At 53.0% G+C, this 25,951-nt stretch carries 30 protein-coding genes and 1 pseudogene; 9 read left to right on the forward strand and 22 right to left on the reverse strand.

The genetic code is table 11. From position 1 onward, the window contains the following. Positions 1 to 256 precede the first annotated feature (256 nt). Positions 257 to 643 (forward strand): SirB2 family protein, encoded by a 387-nt coding sequence (locus tag FKN99_RS03925; RefSeq protein WP_172116668.1) that lies wholly within the window; start codon positions 257 to 259, stop codon positions 641 to 643. Between the two features lie 37 nt (positions 644 to 680). On the opposite strand, the gene FKN99_RS03930 is transcribed toward FKN99_RS03925, so the two are convergent. Next, entirely contained in the window at positions 681 to 1,103 is a 423-nt protein-coding gene (locus FKN99_RS03930; RefSeq protein WP_172116669.1) for a MarR family winged helix-turn-helix transcriptional regulator, read from the reverse strand. Between the two features lie 126 nt (positions 1,104 to 1,229). Between FKN99_RS03930 and FKN99_RS03935 the strand changes: the two genes are divergently transcribed. The 6 genes from FKN99_RS03935 (at position 1,230) to FKN99_RS03960 (ending at position 8,824) form a co-directional block, all read left to right on the forward strand. Continuing rightward, positions 1,230 to 1,796 (forward strand): YIP1 family protein, encoded by a 567-nt coding sequence (locus FKN99_RS03935; protein ID WP_172116670.1) that lies wholly within the window; start codon positions 1,230 to 1,232, stop codon positions 1,794 to 1,796. A gap of 326 nt (positions 1,797 to 2,122) precedes the next feature. After that, positions 2,123 to 3,970: a histidine kinase gene (locus tag FKN99_RS03940; RefSeq protein ID WP_172116671.1), complete on the forward strand. Its 1,848-nt coding sequence runs from the start codon at positions 2,123 to 2,125 to the stop codon at positions 3,968 to 3,970. A gap of 2 nt (positions 3,971 to 3,972) precedes the next feature. Further along, entirely contained in the window at positions 3,973 to 4,638 is a 666-nt protein-coding gene (narL, locus tag FKN99_RS03945; protein WP_172116672.1) for a two-component system response regulator NarL, read from the forward strand. A 242-nt stretch (positions 4,639 to 4,880) separates the two neighbouring features. After that, positions 4,881 to 6,476, forward strand: coding sequence for an MFS transporter (locus FKN99_RS03950; protein ID WP_172116774.1), 1,596 nt, complete (start codon positions 4,881 to 4,883; stop codon positions 6,474 to 6,476). 78 nt (positions 6,477 to 6,554) lie between these two features. Further along, on the forward strand, positions 6,555 to 7,802 hold the full coding sequence (locus FKN99_RS03955; RefSeq protein WP_172116673.1) for an MFS transporter: 1,248 nt from the start codon (positions 6,555 to 6,557) through the stop codon (positions 7,800 to 7,802). 239 nt (positions 7,803 to 8,041) lie between these two features. Beyond that, on the forward strand, positions 8,042 to 8,824 hold the full coding sequence (locus tag FKN99_RS03960) for a 3-hydroxybutyrate dehydrogenase (protein WP_172116674.1): 783 nt from the start codon (positions 8,042 to 8,044) through the stop codon (positions 8,822 to 8,824). 361 nt (positions 8,825 to 9,185) lie between these two features. On the opposite strand, the gene FKN99_RS03965 is transcribed toward FKN99_RS03960, so the two are convergent. From FKN99_RS03965 to FKN99_RS03985, 5 genes are all read right to left on the reverse strand, one after another. Next, a complete protein-coding gene (locus FKN99_RS03965) occupies positions 9,186 to 9,497 on the reverse strand; it encodes an addiction module antidote protein (RefSeq protein WP_172116675.1) in 312 nt (103 codons plus the stop codon). Further along, entirely contained in the window at positions 9,484 to 9,825 is a 342-nt protein-coding gene (locus tag FKN99_RS03970; protein ID WP_172116676.1) for a type II toxin-antitoxin system RelE/ParE family toxin, read from the reverse strand. Before FKN99_RS03970 ends, FKN99_RS03965 begins: the two co-directional genes overlap by 14 nt. Positions 9,826 to 10,630: 805 nt before the next feature. After that, positions 10,631 to 11,674, reverse strand: a complete 1,044-nt coding sequence (locus FKN99_RS03975) for a coiled-coil domain-containing protein (RefSeq protein WP_172116677.1) — start codon at positions 11,672 to 11,674, stop codon at positions 10,631 to 10,633. Between the two features lie 4 nt (positions 11,675 to 11,678). Continuing rightward, positions 11,679 to 11,837 carry a hypothetical protein gene (locus FKN99_RS03980; RefSeq protein ID WP_172116678.1) on the reverse strand — a complete coding sequence of 53 codons (159 nt, stop codon included), beginning with the start codon at positions 11,835 to 11,837 and terminating at the stop codon, positions 11,679 to 11,681. A 362-nt stretch (positions 11,838 to 12,199) separates the two neighbouring features. After that, positions 12,200 to 12,541: a hypothetical protein gene (locus tag FKN99_RS03985; protein ID WP_172116679.1), complete on the reverse strand. Its 342-nt coding sequence runs from the start codon at positions 12,539 to 12,541 to the stop codon at positions 12,200 to 12,202. Between the two features lie 1,222 nt (positions 12,542 to 13,763). Here FKN99_RS03985 and FKN99_RS03990 point away from each other — a divergent pair. Beyond that, positions 13,764 to 14,039 carry a BrnT family toxin gene (locus FKN99_RS03990; RefSeq protein WP_044629137.1) on the forward strand — a complete coding sequence of 92 codons (276 nt, stop codon included), beginning with the start codon at positions 13,764 to 13,766 and terminating at the stop codon, positions 14,037 to 14,039. Then, the gene (locus FKN99_RS03995; RefSeq protein ID WP_162217297.1) at positions 14,017 to 14,289 is read left to right on the forward strand and encodes a BrnA antitoxin family protein; all 273 of its coding nucleotides are present in this window, start codon (positions 14,017 to 14,019) and stop codon (positions 14,287 to 14,289) included. Before FKN99_RS03990 ends, FKN99_RS03995 begins: the two co-directional genes overlap by 23 nt. Positions 14,290 to 14,913: 624 nt before the next feature. Here the strand turns inward: FKN99_RS03995 and mobV are convergent. From mobV to FKN99_RS04070, 16 genes and pseudogenes are all read right to left on the reverse strand, one after another. Then, complete coding sequence (mobV, locus tag FKN99_RS04000; protein ID WP_172116680.1) at positions 14,914 to 16,311, reverse strand: MobV family relaxase; 1,398 nt, start codon at positions 16,309 to 16,311, stop codon at positions 14,914 to 14,916. A gap of 591 nt (positions 16,312 to 16,902) precedes the next feature. Next, positions 16,903 to 17,208, reverse strand: coding sequence for a hypothetical protein (locus FKN99_RS04005; RefSeq protein ID WP_172116681.1), 306 nt, complete (start codon positions 17,206 to 17,208; stop codon positions 16,903 to 16,905). A 115-nt stretch (positions 17,209 to 17,323) separates the two neighbouring features. Continuing rightward, a complete protein-coding gene (locus tag FKN99_RS04010; RefSeq protein ID WP_172116682.1) occupies positions 17,324 to 17,617 on the reverse strand; it encodes a hypothetical protein in 294 nt (97 codons plus the stop codon). Positions 17,618 to 17,735: 118 nt separating this feature from the next. Further along, entirely contained in the window at positions 17,736 to 17,990 is a 255-nt protein-coding gene (locus FKN99_RS04015; RefSeq protein WP_172116683.1) for a hypothetical protein, read from the reverse strand. A gap of 41 nt (positions 17,991 to 18,031) precedes the next feature. Further along, complete coding sequence (locus tag FKN99_RS04020) at positions 18,032 to 18,208, reverse strand: hypothetical protein (RefSeq protein ID WP_172116684.1); 177 nt, start codon at positions 18,206 to 18,208, stop codon at positions 18,032 to 18,034. Positions 18,209 to 18,245: 37 nt separating this feature from the next. Further along, complete coding sequence (locus FKN99_RS04025; protein ID WP_159342101.1) at positions 18,246 to 18,572, reverse strand: hypothetical protein; 327 nt, start codon at positions 18,570 to 18,572, stop codon at positions 18,246 to 18,248. A gap of 2 nt (positions 18,573 to 18,574) precedes the next feature. Further along, the gene (locus tag FKN99_RS04030) at positions 18,575 to 21,061 is read right to left on the reverse strand and encodes a hypothetical protein (protein WP_172116685.1); all 2,487 of its coding nucleotides are present in this window, start codon (positions 21,059 to 21,061) and stop codon (positions 18,575 to 18,577) included. Next, positions 21,051 to 21,473 carry a hypothetical protein gene (locus FKN99_RS04035; protein WP_172116686.1) on the reverse strand — a complete coding sequence of 141 codons (423 nt, stop codon included), beginning with the start codon at positions 21,471 to 21,473 and terminating at the stop codon, positions 21,051 to 21,053. The genes FKN99_RS04030 and FKN99_RS04035 overlap by 11 nt, the downstream gene beginning before the upstream one ends. Beyond that, on the reverse strand, positions 21,473 to 21,757 hold the full coding sequence (locus FKN99_RS04040; RefSeq protein ID WP_172116687.1) for a hypothetical protein: 285 nt from the start codon (positions 21,755 to 21,757) through the stop codon (positions 21,473 to 21,475). Before FKN99_RS04040 ends, FKN99_RS04035 begins: the two co-directional genes overlap by 1 nt. Further along, positions 21,754 to 21,990 (reverse strand): hypothetical protein, encoded by a 237-nt coding sequence (locus FKN99_RS04045; RefSeq protein ID WP_172116688.1) that lies wholly within the window; start codon positions 21,988 to 21,990, stop codon positions 21,754 to 21,756. Before FKN99_RS04045 ends, FKN99_RS04040 begins: the two co-directional genes overlap by 4 nt. Beyond that, positions 21,987 to 22,112, reverse strand: coding sequence for a hypothetical protein (locus FKN99_RS17970; protein WP_264757770.1), 126 nt, complete (start codon positions 22,110 to 22,112; stop codon positions 21,987 to 21,989). The genes FKN99_RS04045 and FKN99_RS17970 overlap by 4 nt, the downstream gene beginning before the upstream one ends. Beyond that, the gene (locus FKN99_RS04050) at positions 22,109 to 22,315 is read right to left on the reverse strand and encodes a hypothetical protein (RefSeq protein WP_172116689.1); all 207 of its coding nucleotides are present in this window, start codon (positions 22,313 to 22,315) and stop codon (positions 22,109 to 22,111) included. Before FKN99_RS04050 ends, FKN99_RS17970 begins: the two co-directional genes overlap by 4 nt. 269 nt (positions 22,316 to 22,584) lie before the next feature. Beyond that, positions 22,585 to 22,725 (reverse strand): annotated as a pseudogene (locus FKN99_RS17850) (helix-turn-helix transcriptional regulator); the annotation flags it as partial. A 150-nt stretch (positions 22,726 to 22,875) separates the two neighbouring features. Continuing rightward, the gene (locus FKN99_RS04060; protein ID WP_172116690.1) at positions 22,876 to 23,730 is read right to left on the reverse strand and encodes a hypothetical protein; all 855 of its coding nucleotides are present in this window, start codon (positions 23,728 to 23,730) and stop codon (positions 22,876 to 22,878) included. Continuing rightward, positions 23,723 to 24,514 (reverse strand): hypothetical protein, encoded by a 792-nt coding sequence (locus FKN99_RS04065; protein ID WP_172116691.1) that lies wholly within the window; start codon positions 24,512 to 24,514, stop codon positions 23,723 to 23,725. The genes FKN99_RS04060 and FKN99_RS04065 overlap by 8 nt, the downstream gene beginning before the upstream one ends. Continuing rightward, the gene (locus tag FKN99_RS04070) at positions 24,507 to 25,790 is read right to left on the reverse strand and encodes a tyrosine-type recombinase/integrase (protein ID WP_172116692.1); all 1,284 of its coding nucleotides are present in this window, start codon (positions 25,788 to 25,790) and stop codon (positions 24,507 to 24,509) included. Before FKN99_RS04070 ends, FKN99_RS04065 begins: the two co-directional genes overlap by 8 nt. Between the last annotated feature and the right edge of the window lie 161 nt (positions 25,791 to 25,951).

The raw sequence follows: 25,951 nt of genomic DNA on the forward strand, positions 1-25,951 counted from the left end.
GGCGCCAAAAAGAAAGCAATGCCTAAACAGGCGTCTTGGAAATCGATTCTGAGCGATTAAAACGGCAATATCTGCCAGGTTACCTCCATATAACCCCACCCTACCTCTTAAGGGATACGCGGCTAAAGACCACAGGTGACGACGTTTCATTCATGGCAGTAAATCAGACAAGATAGCGATGAAACTCCGTATAACCCCTCAGCGAAAAGAGGTGTTTTTTGTTCACAAGAAGCTATTTTAATCCAGAGATAAACGTATGATTGAGCACTATTTTGCGGTTAAGCATCTTCATATGGCGGCCGCCTATGCGAGCCTCGCCTTCTTTATAGTACGTGCTTATTGGTCAGTCACTGAGCGACCGATTCTTAAGGCGCGCTGGGTCAAGATACTCCCTCATATCATCGATACGGCGCTTCTGACCTTCGGCGTGCTATTGGCCATCATGCTGAGCTTCTGGCCACTTCCGCCATGGCTCAGCGCCAAAATCACCGCGCTGATTGTTTATATTCTGCTCGGCACAATGGCGATTAAACGCGGTAAAACGCCAGCCATTCGGGCCGGTGCCGCCGTGGCAGCGGTGCTTGTATTTATCTATATACTGGGCGTTGCGATGCATCGGACTCCGCTTTCATGGCTAAGCTGATGACGTTACCCATAAAAAGTGACGCCATTAGCGCTCATTACTCACCAGGCGGGAATAACATACCGACGTGAAGTTGGTAGAGGTCTGGCTGATGCGCTTCAGCAATTCGGGTGACGCGTTCGATTCCCTCCTCCAACAAGTGCACTTCTATTTGGCGGCGGTCTTCACGTCCTTGACGGCGCTCAACGAGTGATAGCTGCTCACAGCGATCGACCAATGCCACAGTGCCGTGATGCTTGGCTTGCAGCCGCTCGGCAAGCTCACCTACCGTTGCCCAATCACGCTCAGCAAAACCGCGTAAGTGCAGCAACAGCTGGTATTGCAACGCGGTGAGCCCATGCTTGCGGCAGATATCTTCGCTGCGACGTAAAAAACAGCGTAACTGATAGCGAAACTGAGATAGACGCTCGAAATCTTCCTTATCAAGCTCACCTTTTTGCACTGCTGTTTTTTCTGCCATGAATGCTCCTTAACGTGCTCGTGACGACTTTCCCCCGCTTGACAATACCGAAGACGTCCTCTAAAAATAAAATATCATTATATGATATATAGCCGTTTAATTTTAAGACACCAAGAGGTAGTTGAGATGAATGTACTTACATTTTTCAAAATGCCCTTTAGTCATCGCGCTGGTTGGCAAGCGCTTAAATCGAACTCGCCTTCCATTCCCACGTTAGCGTGGTGTGTGGTTCTTCCCATGTCGTTATTGCCCCCTTTAATGCTCTATTATGCAGGAACGCATTATGGCGATACCTTTATGACCGGTTTTGCTGAAAGGGAGTGGCGATTTATTACGACAATTCTTTTTTTGGCCGAGCTACTGACTTTTTTTATAATGGGCTGGGTTATTCACGCAGTCGTCAATGGTGTCGAGCAGCTTTCAATTAGCTATAAAAATGCCTATTTACTTGCCACACTCGCTCCTCTTCCCTTATGGATATCAGCCCTTGCGCTATGGGTGCCCTCGTTATTTTTCAATGTGATCGTCGGATTGGCGGCTCTAGGCGTTTCATGCAGTCTGATTTATCACGGCTTGCAAGCGCTCTGCACTCGTAACGAGCTAGATGTTGCCACTATATCAGCCACTTATACTATTATGTCAGCCGGCATTCTTGGATGGGGTGTTTTGCTCGCGGTTGTTTGGGCTTACTAAACGCCGTTGAACGCCATAGTTCTAGCGCATTTTCAATGTGCGAAGACGTCGCTTGTGAGCGCTAAAAATAACACTCATCAGAAATACTCAAATCTAAAAAAAACCACACGGCCTCACTTTTTTAAGTTTTACGTGATAGGCCTCTTAACCAACCGTTATATTGACGAGAGACAAAGAAGATTACATGATTCATCAGGATACGATGTATCTGCTTCTCATATCTTTCGATAAGTAATATAGTCATTTATCGTTAGCCATGCCGTCGGCTTCAGCAGCTTTTACTTATCTTTTTAAGCCCCCTCCTTTTTTAAATCCATGGGAGTCGCATGAATCTCTTACGCCACTCTCTTGTAGCTCGTATTACTGCTTACCTCCTGGCCATCACGGGGATGACCGTTCTCAGCATCGGCTTCACCATGATGATTGCCCAAAATAGCCAAGGTGATGCAGCGGCGATTAATATCGCGGGCTCATTACGCTTGAACAGCGCGCAGCTTTCTGAAGCCTTAGGCCCATTGACCCAAACACAAAACGGGTCTCAACAAAACGTTAGCCGACTGACTGATCAGCTTACCGCGAAACTGGAAGGCCCAGCACTCGCCGTTGGATATCACTACACCCATGATGAGATCCTTCAAGAGCAGCTTGCTGGGCTAAAAGCGCTGTGGCATAACACCTTAATCCCCCTGCTTGATGATGCTATTCATGGTAGTAGCAATGATGTAGCACAAGCCAGAGTAGCGCTGAATAATCTTATTCATCATATTGACCAGTATGTCTCGACACTTGAAAGCAGCACTAAATCCAAGATGCATTTACTGGGTTCTCTGCAGCTGCTTTTTTTCCTTTTGATTGGTGTGCTGCTTTTCATTGCGCTCTACGATATTCGGCATAATCTGGTGACGCCGCTTCGCCAGCTTAGAGTCCTGAGCCGAGAAGCGGGCCATGGCAACTTCCAATATCGCTCTAATTTTTCCAGCCACGATGAGCTAGGCCAGCTTGGGCGCGCTTTTGATCAGATGGCAGCGAGGCTGGATACGCGTTACCAGGCGTTGGAAGCGCGTGTATCTCGCAAGCAGGCAGAGCTTAAACGCCACAATCGCGCCCTCCAGATCATTCACAATGGGAGCCGTACGCTTTATGGGGGCGGCAATGACCTTTGCGCCAGCACGGCACCTATCTTACGCGAGCTTGAAGACTTACTGGATATCGGCCCTATCGTGCTTTCGCTGCGCAGCGAGCATGACGATACTGATATGGCAATTTTAGCAACCCACTCATCCGAGCGGCCTCTCTATTGTCGAGACTTAAACTGCCTTGCCTGCCTGGAGCCGCAACGAGGCAATGCAGTTGCTCGCAATGCCGAAGCGATCGTGCTGCCCGTTGCGGTTGGCGAGGAGATTCTTGGCTCCCTGACCGTGGGCTACTCTGCGCCCATCAACGCATCGAAGCAGCAGCTACTCAATACGCTTACCGACAACCTGGCCACAGCTATCTTTTTACAGAAGCGTATTGAAGAAGAGCAACAGCTTTCTCTTGTCAACGAGCGCACGATTATTGCCCGTGAGCTTCATGACTCACTCGCCCAGTCGCTGTCTTATTTAAAAATGCAGGTAACACGCCTGGAGCGCATTCAGGAGAAACAGTTTTCTGCTGAGCAACAACGTGGCGTAACCAGCGATTTACGTGAAGGGCTGAATAGTGCCTATCGCCAGCTCCGTGAGCTATTAAGCACGTTCCGGCTTAGTTTGGATAAGCCAGGCCTTCAGCCCGCACTACAGCAAACCATCAAAGAGTTTAGCCAGCGGCTTGGGTTCCCGGTCGAGCTAACCTACCGCCTGCCACCCCACTTACTTAGCGCAAGTGAAGAAATACACCTGCTGCAAATCACGCGCGAAGCACTCGCCAATACACATAAACATGCCAAAGCTCACTGGGCACACGTTAGCCTGGTATTTGATCAGGCAACACTGCACTTGGCGATTGAAGATGACGGTATAGGCCTACAGGATGATCAGTCCCCCCCCATGCACTACGGGCTAGTGATCATGCGTGACCGAGCCAATAACATTAATGCCGACCTTCATTTCAATAATCGACCGGAAGGAGGCACAGGCGTTTATCTGTGCTTTACCCCGTTGACCGAACGTCTTATCAAGGAAGGAAATACTTGAATATGGCTAGCGAAATTTACGACGAGCCCGCCACACTTATCGTAATTGATGATCATCCATTGCTACGACGAGGCGTACGTCAATTACTGGAAATGGAAGATGATCTGGCATTGGTATTTGAAACAGGAAGTCCCCGTGAAGGCATCCATCAAGCCATTACGCTTGACCCAGACATGGTACTGCTGGATCTCAATATGCCCGAGATGGATGGCCTGGAAACACTTAAACATTTGCGCGAAGAAGGTTATGCAGGCCGCGTCATTATGTATACCGTGTCAGATCAGGAAGACGACGTGGTCGATGCGCTACGTGGTGGGGCCGATGGCTACTTGTTAAAGGACATGGAGCCAGAGGATATGATTCATCAACTGCGCCAGGCGGCCAAAGGCCGCATGGCCATTAGCGAAAATTTAACAGCGCTACTTGCCCAAGCATTGCGCAACCAGCGTTCACTCCCTGCGAAACCGTCTATTAATGCGCTTACTCAGCGCGAAAAAGAAATTCTTGCCGAATTAGCCGCAGGCATGTCGAACAAGCTCATTGCTCGCAAGCTTGATATTACCGAAGGCACCGTCAAGGTACATGTTAAGCACCTGCTCAAAAAGCTGAGTCTGCGCTCCCGCGTTGAAGCGGCTGTTTGGGCCGTACAAGAAGGCCTCAATAAGTAACTGAAAGCCTGCCATGAGTGGATACCCCTTAAAATACAACTTCCACTTATTGCCATTTATTACACCACCAAACGCATCATTAAAACTTTTAAAAACAGTACATTAGATACTCAGCATACATACCTCGTAAGAGGTACTTGAGAGTTCCCACCTATTGACCTGCCTCATTCCCCCTCTGCTTGCTAGCGCGTATCTTTCGTATAAGCAGTGCTATGCGGCACTTTTCTACAAGGGGGTACATGATGGCCAGAAAAAATGCTGACATTGAACGCTGGGATGTCGAAGACTCCGGCTTCTGGGAAAACAAAGGAAAGCACATTGCAAACCGCAATTTATGGATTTCTATTCCGAGCCTTCTGGTAGGCTTTGCGGTATGGATGATGTGGGGCATGATCGCCACCCAGATGCAAAACCTGGGCTTTCCTTTCACTACTGACCAGCTCTTTACCCTTACCGCTACTGCGGGGCTGGCGGGCGCAACATTACGTATTCCTGCGGCATTTATGCTTAGTTTAGCGGGGGGACGTAATACGGTTTTTCTCACCACAGCATTGCTGATCATACCCGCAGCAGGCACTGGGTTCGCGCTTATGAATCCAAACACGCCTTTCTGGATTTTTCAGGCACTGGCCCTGTTATCAGGTATTGGCGGAGGAAACTTTGCCTGTTCCATGAGTAATATTTCGAGCTTCTATCCCAAAAAACAGCAAGGCTACGCACTGGGAATGAACGCAGGGCTTGGAAATTTTGGTGTCACCACCATGCAAATCCTTGTTCCCCTGGTGATGACTGTCGGCCTTTTTGGTGTTCTTGCGGGCGGCCCCATGGAGCTTCAAAACACAAGCGGAACCTTGATTGGCCGCATTGAGGCGGGCACCCTTACCTGGATCCAGAATGCGGCGTTTATCTGGGTGCTCTTTCTCATCCCTTTGGCCTTTGCTGGCTGGTTTGGCATGAACAACTTGCGCACTATTAGCCCCGACCCAGGCACACCGCTACAGGCATTTGGCAAAATACTGGGGCTTTATGGTGTAGGTATTATTGCGACATTCCTTGGCCTTGTGGCGCTGTCTTGGCTAAATATGTGGCTAGCTCTACCCTGCACCGTCATTGTCACTCTGATCATGCTGCGCCTTATACCTGGCGAACAAATCAAACCTAATATCCAAAAACAGTTTACGATTTTCCGTGATAAACACACGTGGGCAATGACGCTACTTTACATCGTCACCTTTGGCTCGTTTATTGGCTTTTCAGCGGCTCTTCCCCTTTCAATCACGATTATATTCGGCAATATGGCCGAAGTAGCGGCCGATGGCAGCATTAATCGAATCGCCAACCCGGATGCGCCCAGTGCGCTTACGTGGTCATGGATAGGCCCTTTTATAGGTGCGCTGGTACGCCCTATCGGTGGCTGGGTAGCCGATAAATTCGGTGGCTCACTGGTCACACAAATCATCACGGTGGTAATGGTCTTTGCATCAGCCGGGGCAGGTTACGTCATGATGCTGGCGTACAACGCCACCGATCCTAACCAATACTTCTGGTTATTCATGCTGCTGTTTATGGTGCTTTTCACCGCCAGCGGCATCGGCAACGGCTCTACATTTCGCAGTATTGGCTTTATTTTTGATGCGCAGAAAAAGGGTCCGGTACTGGGTTGGACAGCGGCTATTGCTGGTTACGGCTCGTTTATTGCCCCCGTTGTGCTGGGTGATCAAATTCGTGCAGGCTCACCTGAAGTAGCCATGTATGGTTTTGCCGTTTTTTACCTGGTTTGCCTGCTGATCAACTGGTGGTTCTACCTGCGCAAAAATGCCTATGTGCGGAATCCATAGTGATTTGATGCCTTATTAAATTGGGAACCTGGATATCAATGCTATCTATCCTATTGACGCGAAAACTCAGGGGGCATCATGGCTACCCATCGTTTTAAGCAGAATGCGGTACTCATTGCCAACACCTTTGCGTTCACCATGTGCTTTATGGTCTGGACCATGTTTGGTGAAATTGGCGTTCCTATTGCCGAGGAATTAGCACTTAACGGAACGCAGTTTGGCATTTTAACGGCCATTCCTATTCTTACCGGTGCTCTCGCCCGCTTGCCCTTGGGCTCAATGACAGACCGTTACGGCGGGCGTCCGGTTTTCTTTATTGTGCTTTTGGTTATTGTGCCCGCTATCTGGTTGGTGCAGTTCGCCACCGCTTATTGGCAGCTATTAATACTAGGCGCTTTTATCGGCCTATCCGGGGGAGCTTTTTCGGTTGGTATCACTTATACGGCAAAGTGGTTTGAAAAAGATCGCCAAGGCTTGGCAATGGGGGTATTTGGGGCGGGCAATGCGGGTGCTGCTGTTACCAAATACATAGCCCCTACCGTTATCGTTATGCTTGGCTGGCAAGCGGTACCCAATCTGTATGCGATTATCATGCTCGCAACTGCTGCTTTCTTTTGGTTCTTCTCGTTTACTGACCCGAGCCATCGCAATACACAACGTAGCTCCTTGCGTGAGCAGCTCAACGTTATCAACGACCCAAAAGTCTGGAAGTATTGCCAATACTACTCGGTAGTGTTCGGCGGCTATGTCGGCGTCTCGCTATGGCTTACCCGTTACTACATGAATGAATATGGCTTTGGCATTCAATTAGCTGCCGTGATTGCCACTATTTTCGTCTTGCCTTCCGGCATTATTCGCGCATTCGGCGGTTGGTTATCGGACCGTTTCGGTGCCCACACCGTGACCTGGACATGCTTATGGGCGAGTTTAATTGCGCTCTTTATCATGTCCTATCCAGAGACCTACTATAGCGTTCAAGGCGCTGCCAATGGGGCTCGCGTGGAGTTTGGGTTTGGCGTTCCCGTGTGGCTTTTCACTACCGCACTATTTGTAGTGGGCATTGCCTGGGGAATTGGTAAAGCCTCCGTCTTTAAGTATCTTGCCAATGACTACCAGGAAAACCTTGGTTTGGTGTCCGGCATTGTCGGCCTTGCAGGCGGCCTGGGAGGTTTTCTACTGCCTATCATGTTTGGCGCCCTCGTCGACCTGACAGGCATCGCCACCACCGTATGGATGCTGTGCTTCGCGGTAACACTTATTTCGATTATCTGGATGTGGTGGACAGAAAGACGTGTCAAAACGTTTACAAAAGAGACGGAAGATTAAGCAAATCATATTTCCCCCTCTCCTGAAAGCCGTTGCTTGCAGTTTTAAGTAGCGGCCTTTAGTAATTTGCCATGATGGAGTGTTGTCTACCACAGTGATCAGCGAGATTATATGCTGCTTATCTGCCGGTTCTTGGCGTGGTTTCAGCCACTCACTGCATCGCCAACCTGGTCCTTGGCTTGGGTCAGATTGTTTTTGATTATCTTGATGGCACTTCCAACACTTAAAAGGAGTATACCATGGCGCGTTTTGACAACAGAATTGGTCTTATTACTGGGTCTGCCAGCGGCATCGGCAAGGAAATTGCCATTCGTTTTGCTGCTGAGGGTGGTACTCCTATCATCGCTGACCTCAACCTGGATGCCGCCAAGGCTACTGCCGAAGAGATCAAGGCCTCGGGCGCCGATGCGTTTGCGGTGGCAATGAACGTCACCGACGAAGCGCAAGTCGAAAAGGCGGTGAATGAGGTCATTGCCAAATACGGCAAGATTGACGTCTTGGTCAGTAACGCAGGTATCCAGACCGTACATCCGCTGGTCGACTTTCCGCTTGAAGACTGGAAAAAGCTGCTGTCGATCCATCTTGACGGCGCATTCCTTACTACGCGAGCCTGCTTAAAGCACATGTACGCCGCCAATTATGGCCGTGTAATTTACATGGGCTCGGTCCACTCTAAAGAGGCCTCTAAGCTCAAGGCGCCCTATGTCACCGCCAAGCATGGCCTAATCGGCCTTAGCAAGGTGCTGGCCAAGGAAGGAGCAGAGTACAACGTGACCTCCAACGTAGTATGCCCAGGTTTTGTGCGCACACCCTTGGTAGACAAACAGATCCCTGAGCAAGCAAAAGAGCTGGGTATCACTGAAGAGGAAGTGATCAAGAACATCATGCTAAAAGACACGGTGGACGGGCAATTCACTACCACTGACGATGTGACCGATGCCGTACTGTTCTTTGCGGGCGCCGAGAGCAATGTGATGACCGGTCAGTCGTTGGTAGTAAGCCACGGCTGGTTTATGCAGTAACCCGCTAGCCTGCTGAAAGCGGCTTGGTGGCTGAGGCTAGGTGGGTAAGAGAGTAAAAGCTGTGCCAATCATGCTACAAGAATGCGCCAAAGCCACCGCGCTTGCATATTCTGGACACAGTGAAAGACCGATGCATTCTATAGAGGAGGTATTGGGACAGAAATGAAGGGCCTAGAAACGAAAAAAGCCCCTGAAGAATCAGGGGCTTTTCGAGATAAGTGGCGGAGGGACAGTCCGCTAATGGCTGTTTAAAACCAAGTGCTTAGGGTGAGTTTTATTTTTTACCCAACATCCCACCCAACATAAATATAGGTGCTTGTATGCGCTTCGATGCGACGCTATGCACGTCTTTTAGGTGGTTTTAGCTTACTGGCGCTTGATGGGTAAGATCGTGGAAGCTAACGCCTGCGGCTTTAATAACTGCGGTCATGGTGCGAAGTGTCGGATTGCCTTTGGGGGATAAAGCCCGGTAAAGGCTTTCGCGTGACACTTTGGCGCGTTCTGCCACCAGCGCCATACCACCTTGTGCTTCCACTACATGACGCAACGCCATCAGAAAGGCTGATTCTCCACCTTCTTCGTCAAGTTCATCAAATGCCGTGCGCAGGTAATCCAGCGCCATACCAGGATCGTTACGCAGCATCTCAATAACTGCTTCATCATGACTTTTCATGACGTGTTCTCCTTTTGTGGTCGGCCAAAAACGCTTTTGCCTGTTCGATGTCAGACTGCTGGCGCTGTTTGGTACCACCTATTAACAACATTACCAAGCGCGTCCCTACCTTGGCGTAGTAAACGCGGTATCCAGGGCCATAGGTAATGCGTAGCTCCCATACCCCATCACCTACTGTCTTGGTGTCGCCTGAATTACCCGCTGCCAACCTGTTAAGGCGTGTTAGTACCCGCATAGCGGCTTGACGGTCTTTGGCCTTCGTTGCATCAAGCCAAGCTTGGAAAGGGTCATAGCCATCAGCGGTAAGGTAGTGGGTAATTTCGGTCATGGCGTCATTGTAGCTTAAAAGCTACAAGCTGGTAAATATAGCGCGGCTAAAAGAAATTACACGAATCAAAGTCCTTCAAGTCCTGAAGTCCTGGTTGCTGGCTAGTTACGCAGCGCCAGCGTTTGAGGGTGTCTTAAAGTCACTCTCAAGGCTACTTACCTAAACGCACGCGGGGCGCTGGTGTATCCAAAGTTGGACGCATCAATATCTAAACCCACACCCCAGGCGCAAGCAGGGCATGTGCTTTTACTTAGCCTGAGTAAAAGGCCGGAATTCCGGCCTTATTCCCTACAAGCGCGGTGCAAAGACCGTTATCGGTATACCGATAACGAGACTCACCCTCCCGTCCCCAGGCGCACGCGGGCGCGGGCGGGGATAGATAAAGGGCACTTTTAGCTAGGCCGGGTTTTCGGCTCAGTACCAAGACGGGCGACGGCTCACCCCAATTCTGGCGCGTGCGGTCGTTGTCCGAAAATCGGACTACGCCATTGCGCGCCACTGTAAGGGCGTCACCGTTTCAGTGACCCCTACGGCAGGTTTTACGAAACTTTTGTAATACCCATCAAGCCGCACGCGGGATCCTGCTATTTAACGGGCGCAATTTTGCGCTCAGTGGCCACACCAAGCTAAACAGGTGGCGGCTATTTGTCTCACTGGTGAGACTAGCGCAAAGGATCGGTATAACAGAAGCAGGTTAATGTTTAGGTTGTCGGCCACGGCTAAGGAGCAAAGCCTGCCGACTGTCGGCGTTTTATTGACGCGGCGGCACTGTCCGACTAATCCGCCCCTCTATAACAGCTCTCGGCTAAATCTTCAGGGTAACGTCCATGCCTTGGGCGTTGCCCTTGGTGTTGTAGTGGTGAAACCTGATTCCAGGAAGCATAACGACAACTTGCTCACCCGTTCGCGGGCGGCGTCCTTGCCGTTGCGCCACGGCCCTCTCGTAACCATTGCGCGCCTCATAAAGTTGTCTAGTAAGGTTCTGTATCTCTCCAGCTTCCAGAAAGTCGATTAAGCGCTTTTCGCTTTCCTTCATTTGCTCTTCGTACACATTTAACGCCATCTCATTTCGCAGCAAGCTCAGCTCTTCCGCCTGCTCTTCCACTTTGCATAGCTTCGACTCAAGCCCTCTTCGTGCTGAGGATCGCTTGTTGGCCTCTTCGCTTGCTTTAGTCGCTCGTGCTTTTGCTTTGGCCAGGGCAGCGGCGGCGCTTCGCTGGTCTGAATCTCCGGCATCTCCTAACGCTGCTGAAGCCTCAATGTCATCTAGTTGTTTTTGTGCGGCTTTAGCTTCCCGCTCTGCCTGCTTAATAGCGCCGTTATCATCCGTCATGCTGTTGAGTGCTTCCCGGATGCGAGCCTTTTCGCTGTCTAGTTGGGCCAGCTCCTTTTCCAGCACCTCTAAGGCTTTCAGATCGGCGTATGGTGAGTTGCCTTCAAGATGTTGGAGCTCAACTTCTAGTGCCTCTTGTTGGCTTTCCAAGCTTTCAAGTCGCTGAAGAGTGGTATCAGCAGCCGTATTCGCTTCTTGCAAGCCCTCCAGTAACTGCTTGGGCTGAAAAGCTAAATCAGTGCGACCTTTATCCAGAAGGTCGTCTACGTGTTTTTTTAGGGCTGCCGTAATGCTTTGCCACTCTTTATCGGTAGGTAATAGCTGAAGATCACGGCGAACGCCCATAAGGGCTTTGGCATCCATGGCTATATTTCGGGCTTTATCCTGTGCAACTGTGTGCTTGGATCGCGCCTCAGTGATTGCCAGCTCACTAATGGCCACCTTTAGGTTTTTCCGGCGGGCTAGCCATGCTTGCCAATCGGCTTCTACTTTTGATTGCTTACGTATCCCAAACATATAATTAACCTCTTGTTAGCTCTCGGCGCTCAAGTGCGTCTAGTAATAGCAGCCAGCCAGCCGCGTTAGCGTCTCCGCTTTCCGCCAGTTCATTCAGAAACTGCGTTAGCTCCCTTCGCCTGCGCAGTGTCATGCCTACTTGCTGACCTCTTGGCTTCGCCATAACCCCAATTCCATGTATATATGAACAGTATCATTATATACGCATTGCACACCCTTTTGACGGTCTTATGAGCGCTTTTTCTGTTATTTTTTCCTTTATATTTGCGGGCCTCTTTATGAGGGTTACAAAGGCAAATAAGCGCTTGCTGGCGGCGTTAAACTTAGTAGGATCCTGCTTATTCAGTGGAAGGCTTTGGGGGGGGTGCCGATGTCGCTTCCGCTAGCTAAACAGCCAGCAACGCAGGCACAGCGGCCTTTATGCTCTAACCGGAACCGGAACCGGGCTTTCTGAAAAAACCTCATACATAGCCGAAATTTGGGCCTCTGCGCCCCCGCAGGGCTGACGCACGGCCTCAGGAGAACCTAAGCGTTTTCTGCGCCAGCGGCGCACGGCAACAACTCACGCTTCCAGCTCTCCAGGTGGCCAGGCGTACAACTTGCGTCAATATCGGTGAGCGCTTCGTCTGCAAGCTGGTCAAAGCGACGCTGTATCCACTTCACGCCTGCTACTCCCCCCCAGTCTATGGCCCAAGACAGGCGGTGCTCCAAACATTCGCGCTCACTATCTAGGCGGCCATCCCGGTACTGTTCAGCTTCCCCCGGTGGGGCAGCGCCACAAAGTGCTGATTTTTTAGGCGCGTAGCGGGCTAACCCGGCGCGGGTGTGGGGGCTTTTTGTCTCACTGGTGAGACTTTGCAGGGGCATTACTTCAGGCGCATCGACTGATAGCGGAATCTCGCTATCTCGGGAGCGGTTCCTCAGTCTGAGTAAGCGTCTACCCCTACGCTCACGCGCACGTCCCCCACTGGGGGTTGTGCAAGAAAACTCCCTTACACACGTGAGGCGGTGGTGTATCCAAAGTTGGAGCCATCAATATCTAAACCAACACCCCAGGCGCGCACGCAGGGCGCGGGCTTCTCACCTCAAATTTGAGGGCATCTATAAAGGCTCAACTACGCGCACGCGGGGCGCGGGTAAGACCGATGACGGAAAATCCGGCATCGGTCGGCTCAACTACGCGCACGCGGGCGCGGACTAGGCGCGGACTAATTGCTTTTACACAGACTGTGGAAAAGGCCACTAACCACCCACCTTGCCCTCAGTCAGGGCAAGATGCCCTAACCCGTTTACCCTGCTGGCGTTAACGCTTTTGCTTGAGTGAGCATCCGTCACCATTTTGGTGACACTGTTACCATTTTGGTGACACTTACTCGCCAAGGTGTCTCTGCTTTAGAGACAGTGTCTCTAGGTCGTTGGCTCTGCCTCCTCAGGTTTACTAGGCCGGGTTTTCGGCTCAGCACCAGGCCAAGGCGAAAACCATGCGGAAACGCGCACGCGGGGCACTGGATCGTTGTCCGAAAATCGGACTTCGCCATAGTGACGCTCACTCATGCGGGGTAGGTTTTACGAAATTTTCGTATTACCCATAAAGACGCACGCGGGGCGCGGCTATTTAACGGGCGCAATTTTGCGCTCAGTGACCACGCCAGGCTAAGCAGGCGCTAGCTATTCAATCGGACGACTTTTCGGCTCATTGACCACAACAGCCTGAACAGGTGGCGGCTATTTGTCTCACTGGTGAGACTGGCGTGAAGGATCGGCACAACAGAAGGGGCTTACCGCTGGCGCTGGTGGGCTTTCCTTGCGTGAGGTTTTGCCTTGTATGGCGGTCAGCTTATTGTGACTGTGGCTCACTTTTAGCCGCTATGGCGTCGGCCCTCAGTACATCGCACACACTCAGCCCCCGTAACACACTATGGCGGGTGGGTGCTTTACCTTCCCCAGCTTGCCCGCTTTCAGGCGGTGGCCAGGTAGCCCAAACTAATAACAGTATGCCTTTAACCCGGCAGACGGTGGCTAATTGAAAATTCTAGCGCCAGCTAGATAGAACTTTCCTTCCTCTCTTTTTGTCCATACAATTAAATACATGATAATCGACTTCGACCCGAACAAAAGCGCTCGCAATGAGGAGGAGCGCGGCTTACCTTTCACGGCGGTTGAACGCTTTGATTGGGACGGCGCGCTATTCCATGAAGATGACCGCTACGACTATCCAGAACAGCGCTTCATCGGGCTGGGCAAGATCGGGCAACGGGTACACGTGGTGTGCTTTACGCCCATTGAAGGCGGCATACGGGTTATCAGCCTGAGGAAAGCCAACACACGGGAGGTAAGGCGCTATGAAAACGCGGCTCACGAATAAAGACGGTGAAGTAAGAGAACTCACAGACCAGGACGTTAAGCAGATGCGTCCTATGTCTGAGGTGTTGCCCACTAACCTACAACGCGCCATTGGTCAGCGTGGCCGCCAGCAGGCCCCCACCAAGGTAAAGACCTCCATCCGCTTATCTCCGGAAGTGATCGAGCACTTCAAAGCGCAAGGGGAAGGCTGGCAACGGCGCATAGATCAAGCGCTAAAGACTTACATTCAAGAGCACAGCCACAGCCGCTAAGGTAGCGTGTGGCTGTAATTCCGATTCTCTGAAGGAATTACGCTAAATCAATATGTTGCCTACGGTGCCAGCGTAAAAGGTGTCTCAGTGACACAATTACGCCAAATCAATGTGTTACCCATCGTTTCAGCGTAAAAGGTGCGGATCGTCACCTTTTACGGCTGGCTATGGCCACCACCTCCACAGCGTCGAATGCGTGAGGCTTCGGCTAAACAACAACAATCAACCGCACCCGGTGCGGCTCGCTCACATCAATTTCAGCACTACTTGTCACCCGCACGCACTACCCCCAGCGGGAGTACCCACAAAGCCTCAGCGGATCGGCGGCGTTCAATGCTGCTGGCGCTTCTCCATTCGCTCCAATAGATCGCCAAAGCTCAACGCTGACTCAGGCACACGCGCCATGGCTGGCTGTTCTGGTGCCTGCCGCTTAGTCCGGGGCTTTTGATCGAGGAGCAGCGCTCAAAGTGTGCCATTTACCAACAATTCTTAGCGCCTCAATTTTTCAATTTCGCGGGTGTGAAAATATCACTAGGGGTACGGTGTCCGCTCAGGTGATCGCTGAAGGGATTGGAATAGCCCCTCCCTACCAGCGCCAGCCGGGGCCAAACAGCAGGCAGCGCATTACATACCCGGCCCTAGTGGCACGTTGTAAAGCGGGCGGTGTACGGCTGGCGCTTTGGGATCGCTGTGGCGCGGAAGCTTATTAGCAGCGGAATCGGTAGCGCTCAACACGGCGCGGCGGCCCGCGTCGCTAAGGTACCCAGCATTATCAAAAAAACCGCTGGTATCCATCCTCTGAAGCGCCTCAAACAGGTCATCACGGCCTAGCATCAGTTGCCAACACTTCCGGCGCGTGGCTACATCCGCACCCGCAAAAGCCAGCGGCGTGGCCACCTTCAGGCGCTCCACCAGGGCGCGCTCCCGATGCTCCAGGCGTTCCCGCTCCCGTTGGGCTTCCCGCTTGCGCTCCCGCTCCACCTCCTCACGCTGCTGTCGGGCCTGCTCAGCCTCCCGGCGCTTCCGCTCCTCATTCTCCCGGCGCAACTGGCTAGCGGCTTGTCTAACCTCCGCTTGCTGTGCGGCGCTCAGCCCTTCCGTAAATGCGGCCAGTTCTGTAACAACGGCTTTATAGCGCTCCTCATGACGGCGGGCGGTTTCCTCCATTTCAGCAGCGCGGCGGCGGTCATGGCCAGCAGTAGCAGCGCGGGCCACGGTGGGCGCGTAGTGATCCCGGATCAGGTCAGACAGGCGGGCGGCCTGCTCTTCGGGCGACTCTTTCGACAACAGGCGACCTTTACGCGCCAGTTCTTCCGGCGTTAACCCGATATGCCCAGCCAGCGCCTCATGATGCTGTTTGTTAGTGGTATGGCTAGCGGCTGACAGCTCCAGACCACGCGCCAGCCCGTGCTTAGCAGCTACTTGCTCAGCAAAGGCCGTTTGCAACGCGGCCAGCTTGGCGGGAGTGCCGTTGTAATGGTCAGCAGATAACGCCACCTCAGCGGGTTGTACTATGGATTTTGTGACGCGCTTCAGTTGGCCGCTTTCGTCACGACCTCCCGCAAACACGCTTTTACGCACGGTACGGGCGGGACGCTCTACCAGCGGCACCGCATACACCACCAAATGGGGCGCGGCTTCGTCGTTCTGGACGTTCACGGCTACGATGTTAGCGGCACCATGGCGAGACTCCAGGAACGCCAGGGCAGCGCGGAAATAGGCGGGCGCATCCGTCTCCCCGCCGTGCTCTTTGAACGCCCCGGCACGGGCGGTAATTAGATACTCAACGCACAACACGGGATTTTTAGCGGCGGTGGCGGTAACAAGCGCCAGCCGTTGCTCTATCGCATTGCGTAATTCATCGGGGCCTTTTACCTCGCGCCAGTCTTCGTTTAGGTGCTGCCGCTCCGGATCGGCGTGAGGCACTGGTAGCGTGCGCCAAGTGTGGCCGCCGGACGTGGCGACAGCACTCCACGTTTTCAATTTCGTCATGCGTAAGATTGCGGGTGGGCGCGGGCTCATCAGCTCCCCTTTTTGCTAGGTGTGTATTAGCTGATAAGGGGCACTTTGGGTCGATGTGCCCCTCTCTTAGGAAAAAAGAGGGGCCAAGCAGCGATATTTTGTGAAAAGAGTTTTTTAGGTTGGTTTAGTTGGTGCTTTAGGTGCGCCCAAAAAAACTGCAAAGGCAATAACTACGGGGCTTTCAGGCCATCAGGGGTAGCGATAACTAAACAACAACCACGCCCGGAAAAAATCTCATACATAGCCGGAATTTGAGCCTCTACGCCCCCGTACAGCAGAAGCACGGCCTCAGGAGGAACCAAGCGTTTTTATATAGCGGCGGGTTCGGATGCGAATAAAGACGCAGCGCTATACGCTAGGTGCCGAAACCACAACGCTACGGCTTCGGCACCTTCGGCAGTGGAAAAGCTGGCAACCATGCGGGATTAAGGGCGGTGCTGCTGACGACTAGGAAAGCCCGAAATTTTGCCGAAATCCGGGACTCTGCGCCCTCGTGGCTGTGCGTTTGGCGCTAGAGGGGAACCGCGTTTTTTCTACGCCAGCGGCTCACAGGCACTACGAAAGTTTCGTAGTAACACTGTTTAAAGCGGGTTACGGCATCAGATCGCGCTTCCAGCGTTCCAAGCGTCCGGGCGTACAACCTGCGTCAATATCGGTGAGCGCTTCGTCTGCAAGCTGGTCAAGGCGGCGCTGTATCCGCTTCACGCCTGCTACATCCCCCCGGCCTATGGCCCAAGACAGTCGGCGCTCCAAACGCTCCCGCTCACTATCAAGGCGGTCGTCCCGGTACTGCTCAGCCTCCCGGTAACGGTGCTTAAAGGCGCTGTCTTTGATCTTGCGGGCATCGGTCGCAAAGTTGCGGCGCGCCTTGCTTGGGCGTCTGTAGTATCCGGCCATATCTCCCCCGGTGGTTGGCTGCTTCGAAATTACTGAATGAATATACAGCTACAACACGTAGACGTAAAAAAGCCCGGCAGGTGCCGGGCTTGGGTGCCTAAATGAGACATTGCCGCTAATCTTCTAGATCAACAAGCCTGTCTCTTAAATCAGATAGCAGCTCAATAGCCTGGTCTAGCGTCTCCAAATCAAAGGCAGTGGGGCCATGCGGTAAGCCCGCATCAGTCCAGACTGCTCGTTCATAAAAGGTGTCCATGGCTGTTATGGCGATTTCACGCATAGCCAGCCATTCCTCTGGCTCCAGCTTCAGACATGGCGGTGCCATTGCGGCAATCTCAGATTCCACGCGGCGGCGTGTTGCTTCGGGAATATCTTCATAGCGCATGGGCTCATCGTGCTCAGTCATCATGTACCTCACGTTTAGTCATTAATAAAGTTAAAGCTCAGCCGCTGTTAAAGGGTGCTCTTGAGTTCTTAACCAAGCCCGTCAGGTGCCAGGCTGGTTGGTACTAGGCTGTCATTTCAGCTTAGTGGATCGGGGTCACGTCGCTATCGTTAACGGTTCTCTGCATTCCGTGTTGCTCTGCTAGGTCGTGAAGCTCGTCTTCACTGGCACCTAGTGCATTAGCTAGGTCACTCAGTCGATACACCCCCCTACCTTGGCTATCAACACCCGCTGGCTTCAGATCGGGGAAGCAATGCCGCATACCTTCGGCCAACTCATGTTGAATAGGCAGCCGCAAGTAAGGTGGATGCCGTTCATCGTATGCGGCTTCAATCATCGCTTCAGGGGTTGGGCAAGCTCGCTTGAACTCTTCAACATTCAGACATGGACATGCGCCAGCGCGGTCTCTTGCTCAGGCGTTAGCGGGCTGGCAATGGCGCTTGCGGGGACGCCTAGCAGGTGCAGCGTATGCGCCTGGTGGGGAAGCAGGTGGGCAATGCCCTCCCCTTGTTCAGCGGCTTGAGCTAAGGCTTGCTGGGTAATGATGGTTGTCATGGTCTTATGTCCTTTGTGGTTAGGTGGGCATGGTGGCTTAGGCATTAGTCGATTCGATAATCTCAACGTCATGTTTCGGCCATCGTGCTTGCGCGGCTCTCAGCGCTTGGTCTCTGGTGTACGGGATACCTGCCATGGTCATGCGCTTATCACCAACGCGAATTGTCCATGCTAGCCTTATGCCCTTGGGCATCATCGGTTGCACATTGACCACGTTCAGCTCAGTAAGCAGTTGCTCCTTATGCTGCTTTATCCAGTCACGCACCGATGGGGTGATATTTTCCTTGGGCCACACCCTCAGCCGGTTATCTTCTTTAAGCTCGGCATTCAATTCATGCTGCTTCAGGTAGTCGATAGCGGGCATTATCAAAACTCCTCGAAGTCATCAGCACTTAAAGAAACTTCCCCGTTCAATGTCCTAGAAGTCCTAATGTCCTGCTTAGCTTCTTCATCAACCAGGACTTCAGGACTTGAAGGACTTTGATTCCAGCTATTTCTTTTAGGGTCGTACTCTATTTCCCACTTCACACTGCCACCACGCTTGCCCAAACACTTACACTCAATACCTAGTTGACGCAGTGCAGGGGCCGCCCGGCGCATTTGATCGCCCATACCTTTGGCGGAGCGTGGCCACGAATCACAGCCCGGCGGCTTGTAGCTTTCCATTAGCGCCAGCCAGTCCTTGGCGGTCTTTTCTCTTTTCTCATTTGGGTAAGTTTCGGCCCAATCACGGATAGCAGTTGCTACGGGTGAGGCATCAAGCGTGCGCTCTAAACCGTCCTGCCTTGCGGCGGCAAACTGCTTTATAAAGGCATCGGGGTTGTCTCCCATCGCCTTCGCAACGGCCATACCGAGGTAAGCAAACTCCACTAAGCGCGGTCGCTCACTGGCAGGTAGCGTCATCTCAGGCAGGTAAGCCAGCGCTTTGGCCGCAATATCTAGCAACGCACCAATGATGCTGGCGCGGTCAGCCTCGAATTGTTCCTCTAGCTGATCCTTGCTTTGCGCGTCACTTAATACCGGCAGTTCTACTGTCAGCGTGCGGCTGACAAGGTCTTGCTGTGTCACGCTGGCGACAATGCCGTTAAGCACTATGGGCCGCTTCAGCGTTATAACCACCTCGTCGCTATCACTGTAAAGCTTGCGCTTGGCGAACCCTCCCCCGGTGGCCACGACGCATAACGCATCCTGAAGCTGTGGCGTTAAGTGACTGACGTTCTCAATGCTAATCATGTGGTTACTTCCACCACTGACAAATACGTCTTCCGAGGATTTTGGTACACCTCGAAGATCGGCAGCATTGGGGTCAATCAAGCGGCGTAAAACCGTTTGCGTGCCAGACTTGCCGCTACCCTGCTCCCCCAGCAGCTCAACCACGGGATAGGGCGTATCAGGGCGCAAGCATTCCACCAGCCAGGCAGTCACTAGCAGCCGCGACTGAACAGGCACGTTAGCAATGCGCCATAGCGGTTCTAAGCTGCCACCCTTTATTGGCTCAGGCAGCGTATGGGCACTCTCAGAACGGCAGAACATCACAGCCCCCGGATGCTCCACCACTTCCCAGTGACCAGGGCGTAGCTTGACCGCTTTACTGCTACCGGGTTCGGCTAGGTCGAGCCAATACTCCCCGTCTGCCTTTGCCACACGGATGTAAACAGGCCGCTCGTCCATCATGGCTAGCCCTTCAAGCGTCATGCGGGCTTCTCGTAATGACTGGTCTCGCACAGCCTTTTCATACGCCTTGTAAAAAGCTGCCGTTAGCCAATGCTTGAACGCCTTGCCACCAATACGACGCACCTCGCCAGTTTCCCGGCTACGGGCGTAGGTTTCGTCGTTAGCGTCGTGAAAAAGCTCATGGTGCTGCTGAACGAAGGCAACAATTAAATCCGTTTGCGCCTGCTTTTCGCCGTCGTCTTCACCATGTACTTCGAACAGTGGCGCTATATGTGAGGTGACACTATCTGCACTTATGTCATGCTCGTGGCTTTTCAGCAGCTCGAAAAGCGCCTCCTTGCTACCGCCATCGTCGAGCCAGTCTGATACGTCGGCTTTCTCCTTCAGGCCAGGCAAGGCCACCACACGCACCTCAGCGCCAGCCGCTACCAACGAGGCTCTAACCTTTTCGGCATGGTCGCGTCCTGCTTTATCATTATCAGGCAGCACAACCACGCGACGATGTGCCAATGGTTCACTGTGAGGCTTTAACCACTTGCCAGCGCCAGCGGCGTTGCAGGTAGCGAGCAAGCCCAGCTCAGCTAAACGGTCGGCATCTTTTTCACCTTCCACCACGAATACCAGTGCATCAGGATTAGCCAACAGCTCAGGCAGCCGATACGGCACTTGCCGAACGCCTTTGACGCTCCACTTCCAGCCGTTGCCATCCGGGCGGCGTTGGCGAAAGCTCTTAGGCTCCATGCGCACCGCTTGAAACAATAGCTCGCCGTTTTCGTCGGTGTAGTCATATGTCTTGGTAATGCGAGGCTTTATGATGGGTTTAGTATCGGCTTTCTCTTTGAAGCCGTTGCTTTCTAGCCAGCGAAGTTGCTCGGCTCTGGTGGCCACTCCAAGCTCATGCGCCAGCAGGTCAAGCACACCCCCGCCAACACCTTCTTCGTGCGAATACCAACGGCCTGCTTCCAGGTCTACCGAAAGGCTTCCATTGGTGCCAAAGCGTAGCTCGCTGCCTTTGCTCAAGTCTTGGTTATGCTCCCCCAACAGCTCACGCGCTACCGGCTCCATCAATGCGGCGAAGTCACAAAGCGTGCTATGCTCAGGCTTCGCGTTTGCTTTGGTAGGTGGCGCGACTGCCCGGCCATTGTGCCGGGCTGTTTTGTTTTGGGCGTTAGCTGGCATCACTGCCCCCTGCCTGATCGGCGTCGGCCACCTTGAGCGTGCCCACCATCAGGCCATCACGGCCCATGCGAATATCAGCATCTTCGGCAGTGGCTTGCAGCTCACGCGGCCCCTGCTCTAGCACTTGCGCGGCATCCTTCAGCAGGTGCGCCAGATCGTGGGCATCATCGGCACACAGTGATAGCACCACACGCTTTGACGCCTGGGTGATCGGGTGTTGGGCGTAGTTCATCGCTTCCAGCAGCGCGTTAGCCGCTTCCGATATGTGCTGACAGGCGTTGGCATAGTGGGCTAGGGCGTCGGTGGCCACACCATCAACTGAAAGCTCGTCGGCTAAGTCGTCCACCTTATCGCCAATGGCTATCAGCGCATTGACTTGGTCGAGGGTTAGATGCGCTTGGCGAGTATTCATTAGCGTGACTCCTTGAATGCCACAAGCGCTTCATCAAAGGCAGCGCCAGCGCTCTCAGCAACGACTAGATGTGGGAAAGGGTTGGGGGCAAGTGCTATCAAACGGCAGGCGGCGTAACCCAATTGCGGCTCGCCTTGCTCGATATAGGGATAGTGAACAACCACAATCGCATCAGGGCGGTTAACGCTTATCAGCGCTTCGCGCCAATCGTTAGCGGCTACAGTGAGTTGTTCGCCTGTGTCTGCCAGGGTGATAGGGAAGTTTTGGGCTGGGGTAGGAGTCACGACGCCACCCCCTGCCCTTGTGACGCTTTCTCGATAGCGTCTAAGGCGTGGTAGCCACGGTTGGCCAGTTCATCAATTGCAGATAACAGGCAGCCAATCTGGTGATTGTTCAGGGTAGACGTTTCGCCATCACTGTCTTTGTGACGTAGGTCTTGCTGAAGGATGTCAGTCAGGCCACTAATGTTGCCTAACAGATCTTCCAACTTATCAAGCTGAGGGGCAAAACGGCTCATGACTGCACCTCGCTACGCACACGGCGCAAGGCCAGCTCAATGGTGGGCTTGGTAATAGGGTCAGTACGGAAAGGCGCTAGTAGCTCAATTAAGCGCTTTAGCTGAGGGGTGGTTAATTTCATACGGCACCCCCAACGCTGCGCTTGGCAGTTTCAGAAAGGCGGGCTTCTAGCTGTTGGGCTTTTTCAATGTGGTGGTTGTAACGCTTTAGGCGGGTGCTGGCGCTGCTGTCAGCAAACAAGGCGGCTTTCGCCATCGCTCTGTGTGCTGCGGCACGGCCAGATAAACTGCGGGTAATAACGTTGGACAGGCGTAGTAATGCCATGGGTGTGACTCCTTTGTGTTTGGAGTCGTCCCCGGATGCGGCCAAGCATCGGATGGGGGCGACTGTACGCGGGTTGGCCGACCGGTCACAAAGGAAACCGGCACGCTCGAAAGCGTCCCACGCACAGCCGCCATAACTAGCGGGCATAAAAAAAGCGCCTGCTATGATGGTGGCGCTGGTGCGCCTTTGTGATTCAGACCGGCCAAGGTCGGCTGACGATTTTGCGCCAGCACTTGAAGGGTAAACGCATGGCGTCGCATTGGCAAGCATTAGCACGCCTCCCGCTGGGATTGCTCCCAAGCTTCAAGGTCTGCCAGTGCCCAGCGCGTAACGTTTGGGCCTAGTTTGATCGGTGCCGGGAAGGTGCTTTCTTTTGCCCAGCGGTAAATGCTGGCGCGGTGTACGCCGTAGCGGTTAGCCGCTTATTCAGCGCTTAGGAACTCATTGCCGGGCTTTGGAGTGGTCTGGGGTTTCGTCTTTGCTGCCATGGGGCTTTACCTCGTCGTATTGGGTAACGGGGTAAAGCATGGCGAAGTGGCAGATCGGAGTAATTGTCAGTTTTAGCAGGTTTCTGACAAATCGAGAGGGGTAAATAATAACTCTTCTTCATCTATTGATAGATTCAACCGAGGAGCGTCAGGGAATACTCTCCATGAGCATGGATCTAAAGCCATTTTCCAGTACGTTATTTCTCCATAGCTGTCATCTAGCGCCTCGCCAAACATCTCTAAAGCTAGCGGCATCAGGGATTGCGTTAGTTCAGGGTCATTTGAAACTTCTTCGAAAAGACCTCTACCAAAGCTCCCATCTTCACTGTAATACGCACGAGATACGGTCCTTTCTCCCATACCGCCAAATTGCTCACCTACAAATTCAAACAAAGCTACGTCTAAGGGGTAAGTTTTAGGGTCCATCCTGTTTAATGCCCATACGCAGGCAACAGCACCTTGCTTCGCGTCCTTTTTAGGGTCTAAGCGCCCTGCTGTAATGGGAAGCCCCATGCTTTCACCAATAAAGCGCCCTCGTTTGTTTGACCATTCGTTTACAGCTAGAGCCAAGGTATCCATATGGTGTGTTTCAGGAACCCATGCTGAAATAAGCCAGTCCTCAAGGGCACGTAGCGCTTCTATCAGTGCGGGTGCTACGCTCTCATCATTGGCGTGTTGGTGGAGCATTGTTGCTTCAGGATGACTCTCTTTCAGTCGTCTTTCTCTAAAGCGCCCGACGCGAAGTGAAGTTTCCAGCGTGACGCCTTCGACTTCCAGGTAGCTCAATGCCGCTCGTGCGGCGTCTGCCTTGCTGTAAGTTTGCGGCTCTATATCTTTGTTTGTATGGCTTTCATGCTTCATATAACAAGCCAAACGCTCTAGCACACTATCTAGGTCGCCTTGGATCGCCTTGAGTTCATCATTCACCGGTGACCTCCTCTCCCCGGTTCAGTCCAGCATTGCCAGCGCCAGAAGGATGCAAAGTCTCTAGCTCATCCATTTTTGTGCCTAGCCTTACAAGCTCTTGTTGCATACCGGGGGCATAATAAGCACGCTTCACCACAGAGGCAGACATACCAAACGGCTCGCCAGCAAGCTCGAATAATGCTTCTCCAATTGGATAACGCCCAGGGTCATGGCGATGCTTGTTAAAAACAGTAAGCACCGCTAAGCGCCTTTGACTCGCTTTTCTGTCCACCTCACGTTTACTGTTCAATTGAAGCTCAAAGTTTTGCCCAAAGTATTCCACTTCCTTCCTCAAATAAGCGTCAGCCGCAAAGCCTAAAAGCTGGATATGGCGCGTTTCAAGGGGATGTAAGCGATGATTAGCCATGCTATCCATTGCAGCCAGCAAATGCCCTAAATCCTCCCCATGCTTTTCGGTAAGCTCCTTTGTTCTTTGTTCACGCTTCCCCCGGATACAGCTAACGTCAAAAATCGCTTGAGCCATATTTGTATAATGGATGCTCTTTTTACGCTGGTGGGCACACGCATACTGGAAAATAACTCGGGCGGCATCTTCTCTAGGTGAAGTATACGGCCCATCAAGTATCCAGGCTGCGGGCGAGTAAGGAGCCGTAGGTTTGTATTCATAAGTGCGCCTTCTCGGAGATGGATAGAGAAAACCATATTGACCGCGGTTAAGATATTTGCCCAACCGCTCTAGCACGTTGTCTAGATCATCTTGGATTGCCTTCAGCTCATCATCCATCAGTAGCCACCTCTCCCCTTATCGGTGCGACGTTGCCAGCGCCAGCCGGTGCAGGCGTGGTAACGAAAGCGGCCCATTGATCCATGACGCGGGCACGCTTGGCGTATAGGTCGCTACGGCGGTAAGCGGCCTCAGTGCCATTGCGGATGCTATGCGCCAGTGCTGCCTCTGCCACTTCGTGCGGGGTGCCGGTGCGCTCTGCCATCCAATCCCTGAACGTTGAACGGAACCCGTGAACCGTAGCCCGGTGATCCTCTTTCATGCGGCGGAGTAAGGCAGTCATGGCTGCATCAGACAGTAGCTTGCCTTGGGGGCTTATAAAGACGTGTTCTCGCGCCTGGGGCTGCGCTTTGAGCAAGGCCAATGCTGGCTCGGATAAGGGAACGCGGTGTTCTTTGCCTGCCTTCATGCGGTTGGCGGGTATGGTCCAGGTGGCGTTAACCAGGTCTATTTCATCCCAGCGAGCGCCACGGGCTTCACCAGAACGGCAGCCGGTCAGGATCGTGAACGCCAGGCACTTGGCCGCGTCTCCGGTGCGCTTCTCAAGGGATTGCCAAAACGTAGGCATGGTGTCTATCGGCATAGCGCGGTGGTGCTCCACCTTTGCCACTTTGGAAGGCGCGGGCAATATCGTGTCGAGGTTGCCTTTCCAGCGTGCCGGGTTATCGCCGCTACGGTGGCCATGAACCGTTGCCCAGTTCAATACGGCTTCAATGCGCTGGCGAACGCGGGTAGCGGTTTCCGTTTTGGTTTCCCAGATTGGCACAAGCACTTGCTTAACGTGTACCAGCTCAATATCTGAAACGGCCATCTTGCCCAGTGTGGGGAAAGCGTAGGTGTCTAGCGTGGCTTGCCACTGCTTGCCGTGCTTTTGGTTGCGACTCTCTGCCTGCTTAATCTTGATGACAGCGGCGGCGGCATCAGCAAAGGTAATACGCGCCAGCTCAGCAGCGCGGCGGGTCTGATCGGAGGCTCTGCGCTCAGTAACCGGGTCAATGCCCGCATCCAGCTTTTCACGCACAGCACGGGCCTTTTCGCGGGCTTGCGCTAGCGTGACGCCGGGATAACTACCTAGCCCCATATCACGACGCACCTTGAACGGTTTACCGGATGCAGCTAGGCGCGTTTCGCCAGTAGCATAACGCAACACCCAAGACCGGGTGCCAGTTTTGGCTACCTGAAGATATAGGCCGGGCACTTCACCAGCGGCATAAAGCCCCCGTTGCGTGATCCGCTTCACTTCCAGCGCGGTTAACGGCTTCGTTTGTCTCGGCATAACGGGTTCCCAACTCCTTACCCAACATCCCACCCAACATAGATTTTGCGCTTGTGTGCGATGCCGTGCAACCCGATAAAACACCATGCGAACGTAAGTTATTGATTACGCGGGATACAGACGAAAAAAAGCCCGCAGTTAGCGGGCTTTTTTAGGTGTTC

The organism is Halomonas hibernica, assembly GCF_013183775.1.
GTDB classification, from domain to species: Bacteria; Pseudomonadota; Gammaproteobacteria; order Pseudomonadales; family Halomonadaceae; genus Vreelandella; species Vreelandella citrativorans.

What these genes read in the sequence shown, in the direction of transcription:
- FKN99_RS03925 (WP_172116668.1), top strand. Translation starts at nt 257, where the DNA reads ATGATTGAGCACTATTTTGCGGTTAAGCATCTTCATATGGCGGCCGCC.
- FKN99_RS03930 (WP_172116669.1), bottom strand. Translation starts at nt 1,103, where the DNA reads ATGGCAGAAAAAACAGCAGTGCAAAAAGGTGAGCTTGATAAGGAAGAT.
- FKN99_RS03935 (WP_172116670.1), top strand. Translation starts at nt 1,230, where the DNA reads ATGAATGTACTTACATTTTTCAAAATGCCCTTTAGTCATCGCGCTGGT.
- FKN99_RS03940 (WP_172116671.1), top strand. Translation starts at nt 2,123, where the DNA reads ATGAATCTCTTACGCCACTCTCTTGTAGCTCGTATTACTGCTTACCTC.
- narL (WP_172116672.1), top strand. Translation starts at nt 3,973, where the DNA reads ATGGCTAGCGAAATTTACGACGAGCCCGCCACACTTATCGTAATTGAT.
- FKN99_RS03950 (WP_172116774.1), top strand. Translation starts at nt 4,881, where the DNA reads ATGGCCAGAAAAAATGCTGACATTGAACGCTGGGATGTCGAAGACTCC.
- FKN99_RS03955 (WP_172116673.1), top strand. Translation starts at nt 6,555, where the DNA reads ATGGCTACCCATCGTTTTAAGCAGAATGCGGTACTCATTGCCAACACC.
- FKN99_RS03960 (WP_172116674.1), top strand. Translation starts at nt 8,042, where the DNA reads ATGGCGCGTTTTGACAACAGAATTGGTCTTATTACTGGGTCTGCCAGC.
- FKN99_RS03965 (WP_172116675.1), bottom strand. Translation starts at nt 9,497, where the DNA reads ATGAAAAGTCATGATGAAGCAGTTATTGAGATGCTGCGTAACGATCCT.
- FKN99_RS03970 (WP_172116676.1), bottom strand. Translation starts at nt 9,825, where the DNA reads ATGACCGAAATTACCCACTACCTTACCGCTGATGGCTATGACCCTTTC.
- FKN99_RS03975 (WP_172116677.1), bottom strand. Translation starts at nt 11,674, where the DNA reads ATGTTTGGGATACGTAAGCAATCAAAAGTAGAAGCCGATTGGCAAGCA.
- FKN99_RS03980 (WP_172116678.1), bottom strand. Translation starts at nt 11,837, where the DNA reads ATGGCGAAGCCAAGAGGTCAGCAAGTAGGCATGACACTGCGCAGGCGA.
- FKN99_RS03985 (WP_172116679.1), bottom strand. Translation starts at nt 12,541, where the DNA reads ATGCCCCTGCAAAGTCTCACCAGTGAGACAAAAAGCCCCCACACCCGC.
- FKN99_RS03990 (WP_044629137.1), top strand. Translation starts at nt 13,764, where the DNA reads ATGATAATCGACTTCGACCCGAACAAAAGCGCTCGCAATGAGGAGGAG.
- FKN99_RS03995 (WP_162217297.1), top strand. Translation starts at nt 14,017, where the DNA reads ATGAAAACGCGGCTCACGAATAAAGACGGTGAAGTAAGAGAACTCACA.
- mobV (WP_172116680.1), bottom strand. Translation starts at nt 16,311, where the DNA reads ATGAGCCCGCGCCCACCCGCAATCTTACGCATGACGAAATTGAAAACG.
- FKN99_RS04005 (WP_172116681.1), bottom strand. Translation starts at nt 17,208, where the DNA reads ATGGCCGGATACTACAGACGCCCAAGCAAGGCGCGCCGCAACTTTGCG.
- FKN99_RS04010 (WP_172116682.1), bottom strand. Translation starts at nt 17,617, where the DNA reads ATGATGACTGAGCACGATGAGCCCATGCGCTATGAAGATATTCCCGAA.
- FKN99_RS04015 (WP_172116683.1), bottom strand. Translation starts at nt 17,990, where the DNA reads ATGATTGAAGCCGCATACGATGAACGGCATCCACCTTACTTGCGGCTG.
- FKN99_RS04020 (WP_172116684.1), bottom strand. Translation starts at nt 18,208, where the DNA reads ATGACAACCATCATTACCCAGCAAGCCTTAGCTCAAGCCGCTGAACAA.
- FKN99_RS04025 (WP_159342101.1), bottom strand. Translation starts at nt 18,572, where the DNA reads ATGCCCGCTATCGACTACCTGAAGCAGCATGAATTGAATGCCGAGCTT.
- FKN99_RS04030 (WP_172116685.1), bottom strand. Translation starts at nt 21,061, where the DNA reads ATGCCAGCTAACGCCCAAAACAAAACAGCCCGGCACAATGGCCGGGCA.
- FKN99_RS04035 (WP_172116686.1), bottom strand. Translation starts at nt 21,473, where the DNA reads ATGAATACTCGCCAAGCGCATCTAACCCTCGACCAAGTCAATGCGCTG.
- FKN99_RS04045 (WP_172116688.1), bottom strand. Translation starts at nt 21,990, where the DNA reads ATGAGCCGTTTTGCCCCTCAGCTTGATAAGTTGGAAGATCTGTTAGGC.
- FKN99_RS17970 (WP_264757770.1), bottom strand. Translation starts at nt 22,112, where the DNA reads ATGAAATTAACCACCCCTCAGCTAAAGCGCTTAATTGAGCTACTAGCG.
- FKN99_RS04050 (WP_172116689.1), bottom strand. Translation starts at nt 22,315, where the DNA reads ATGGCATTACTACGCCTGTCCAACGTTATTACCCGCAGTTTATCTGGC.
- FKN99_RS04065 (WP_172116691.1), bottom strand. Translation starts at nt 24,514, where the DNA reads ATGGATGATGAGCTGAAGGCAATCCAAGATGATCTAGACAACGTGCTA.
- FKN99_RS04070 (WP_172116692.1), bottom strand. Translation starts at nt 25,790, where the DNA reads ATGCCGAGACAAACGAAGCCGTTAACCGCGCTGGAAGTGAAGCGGATC.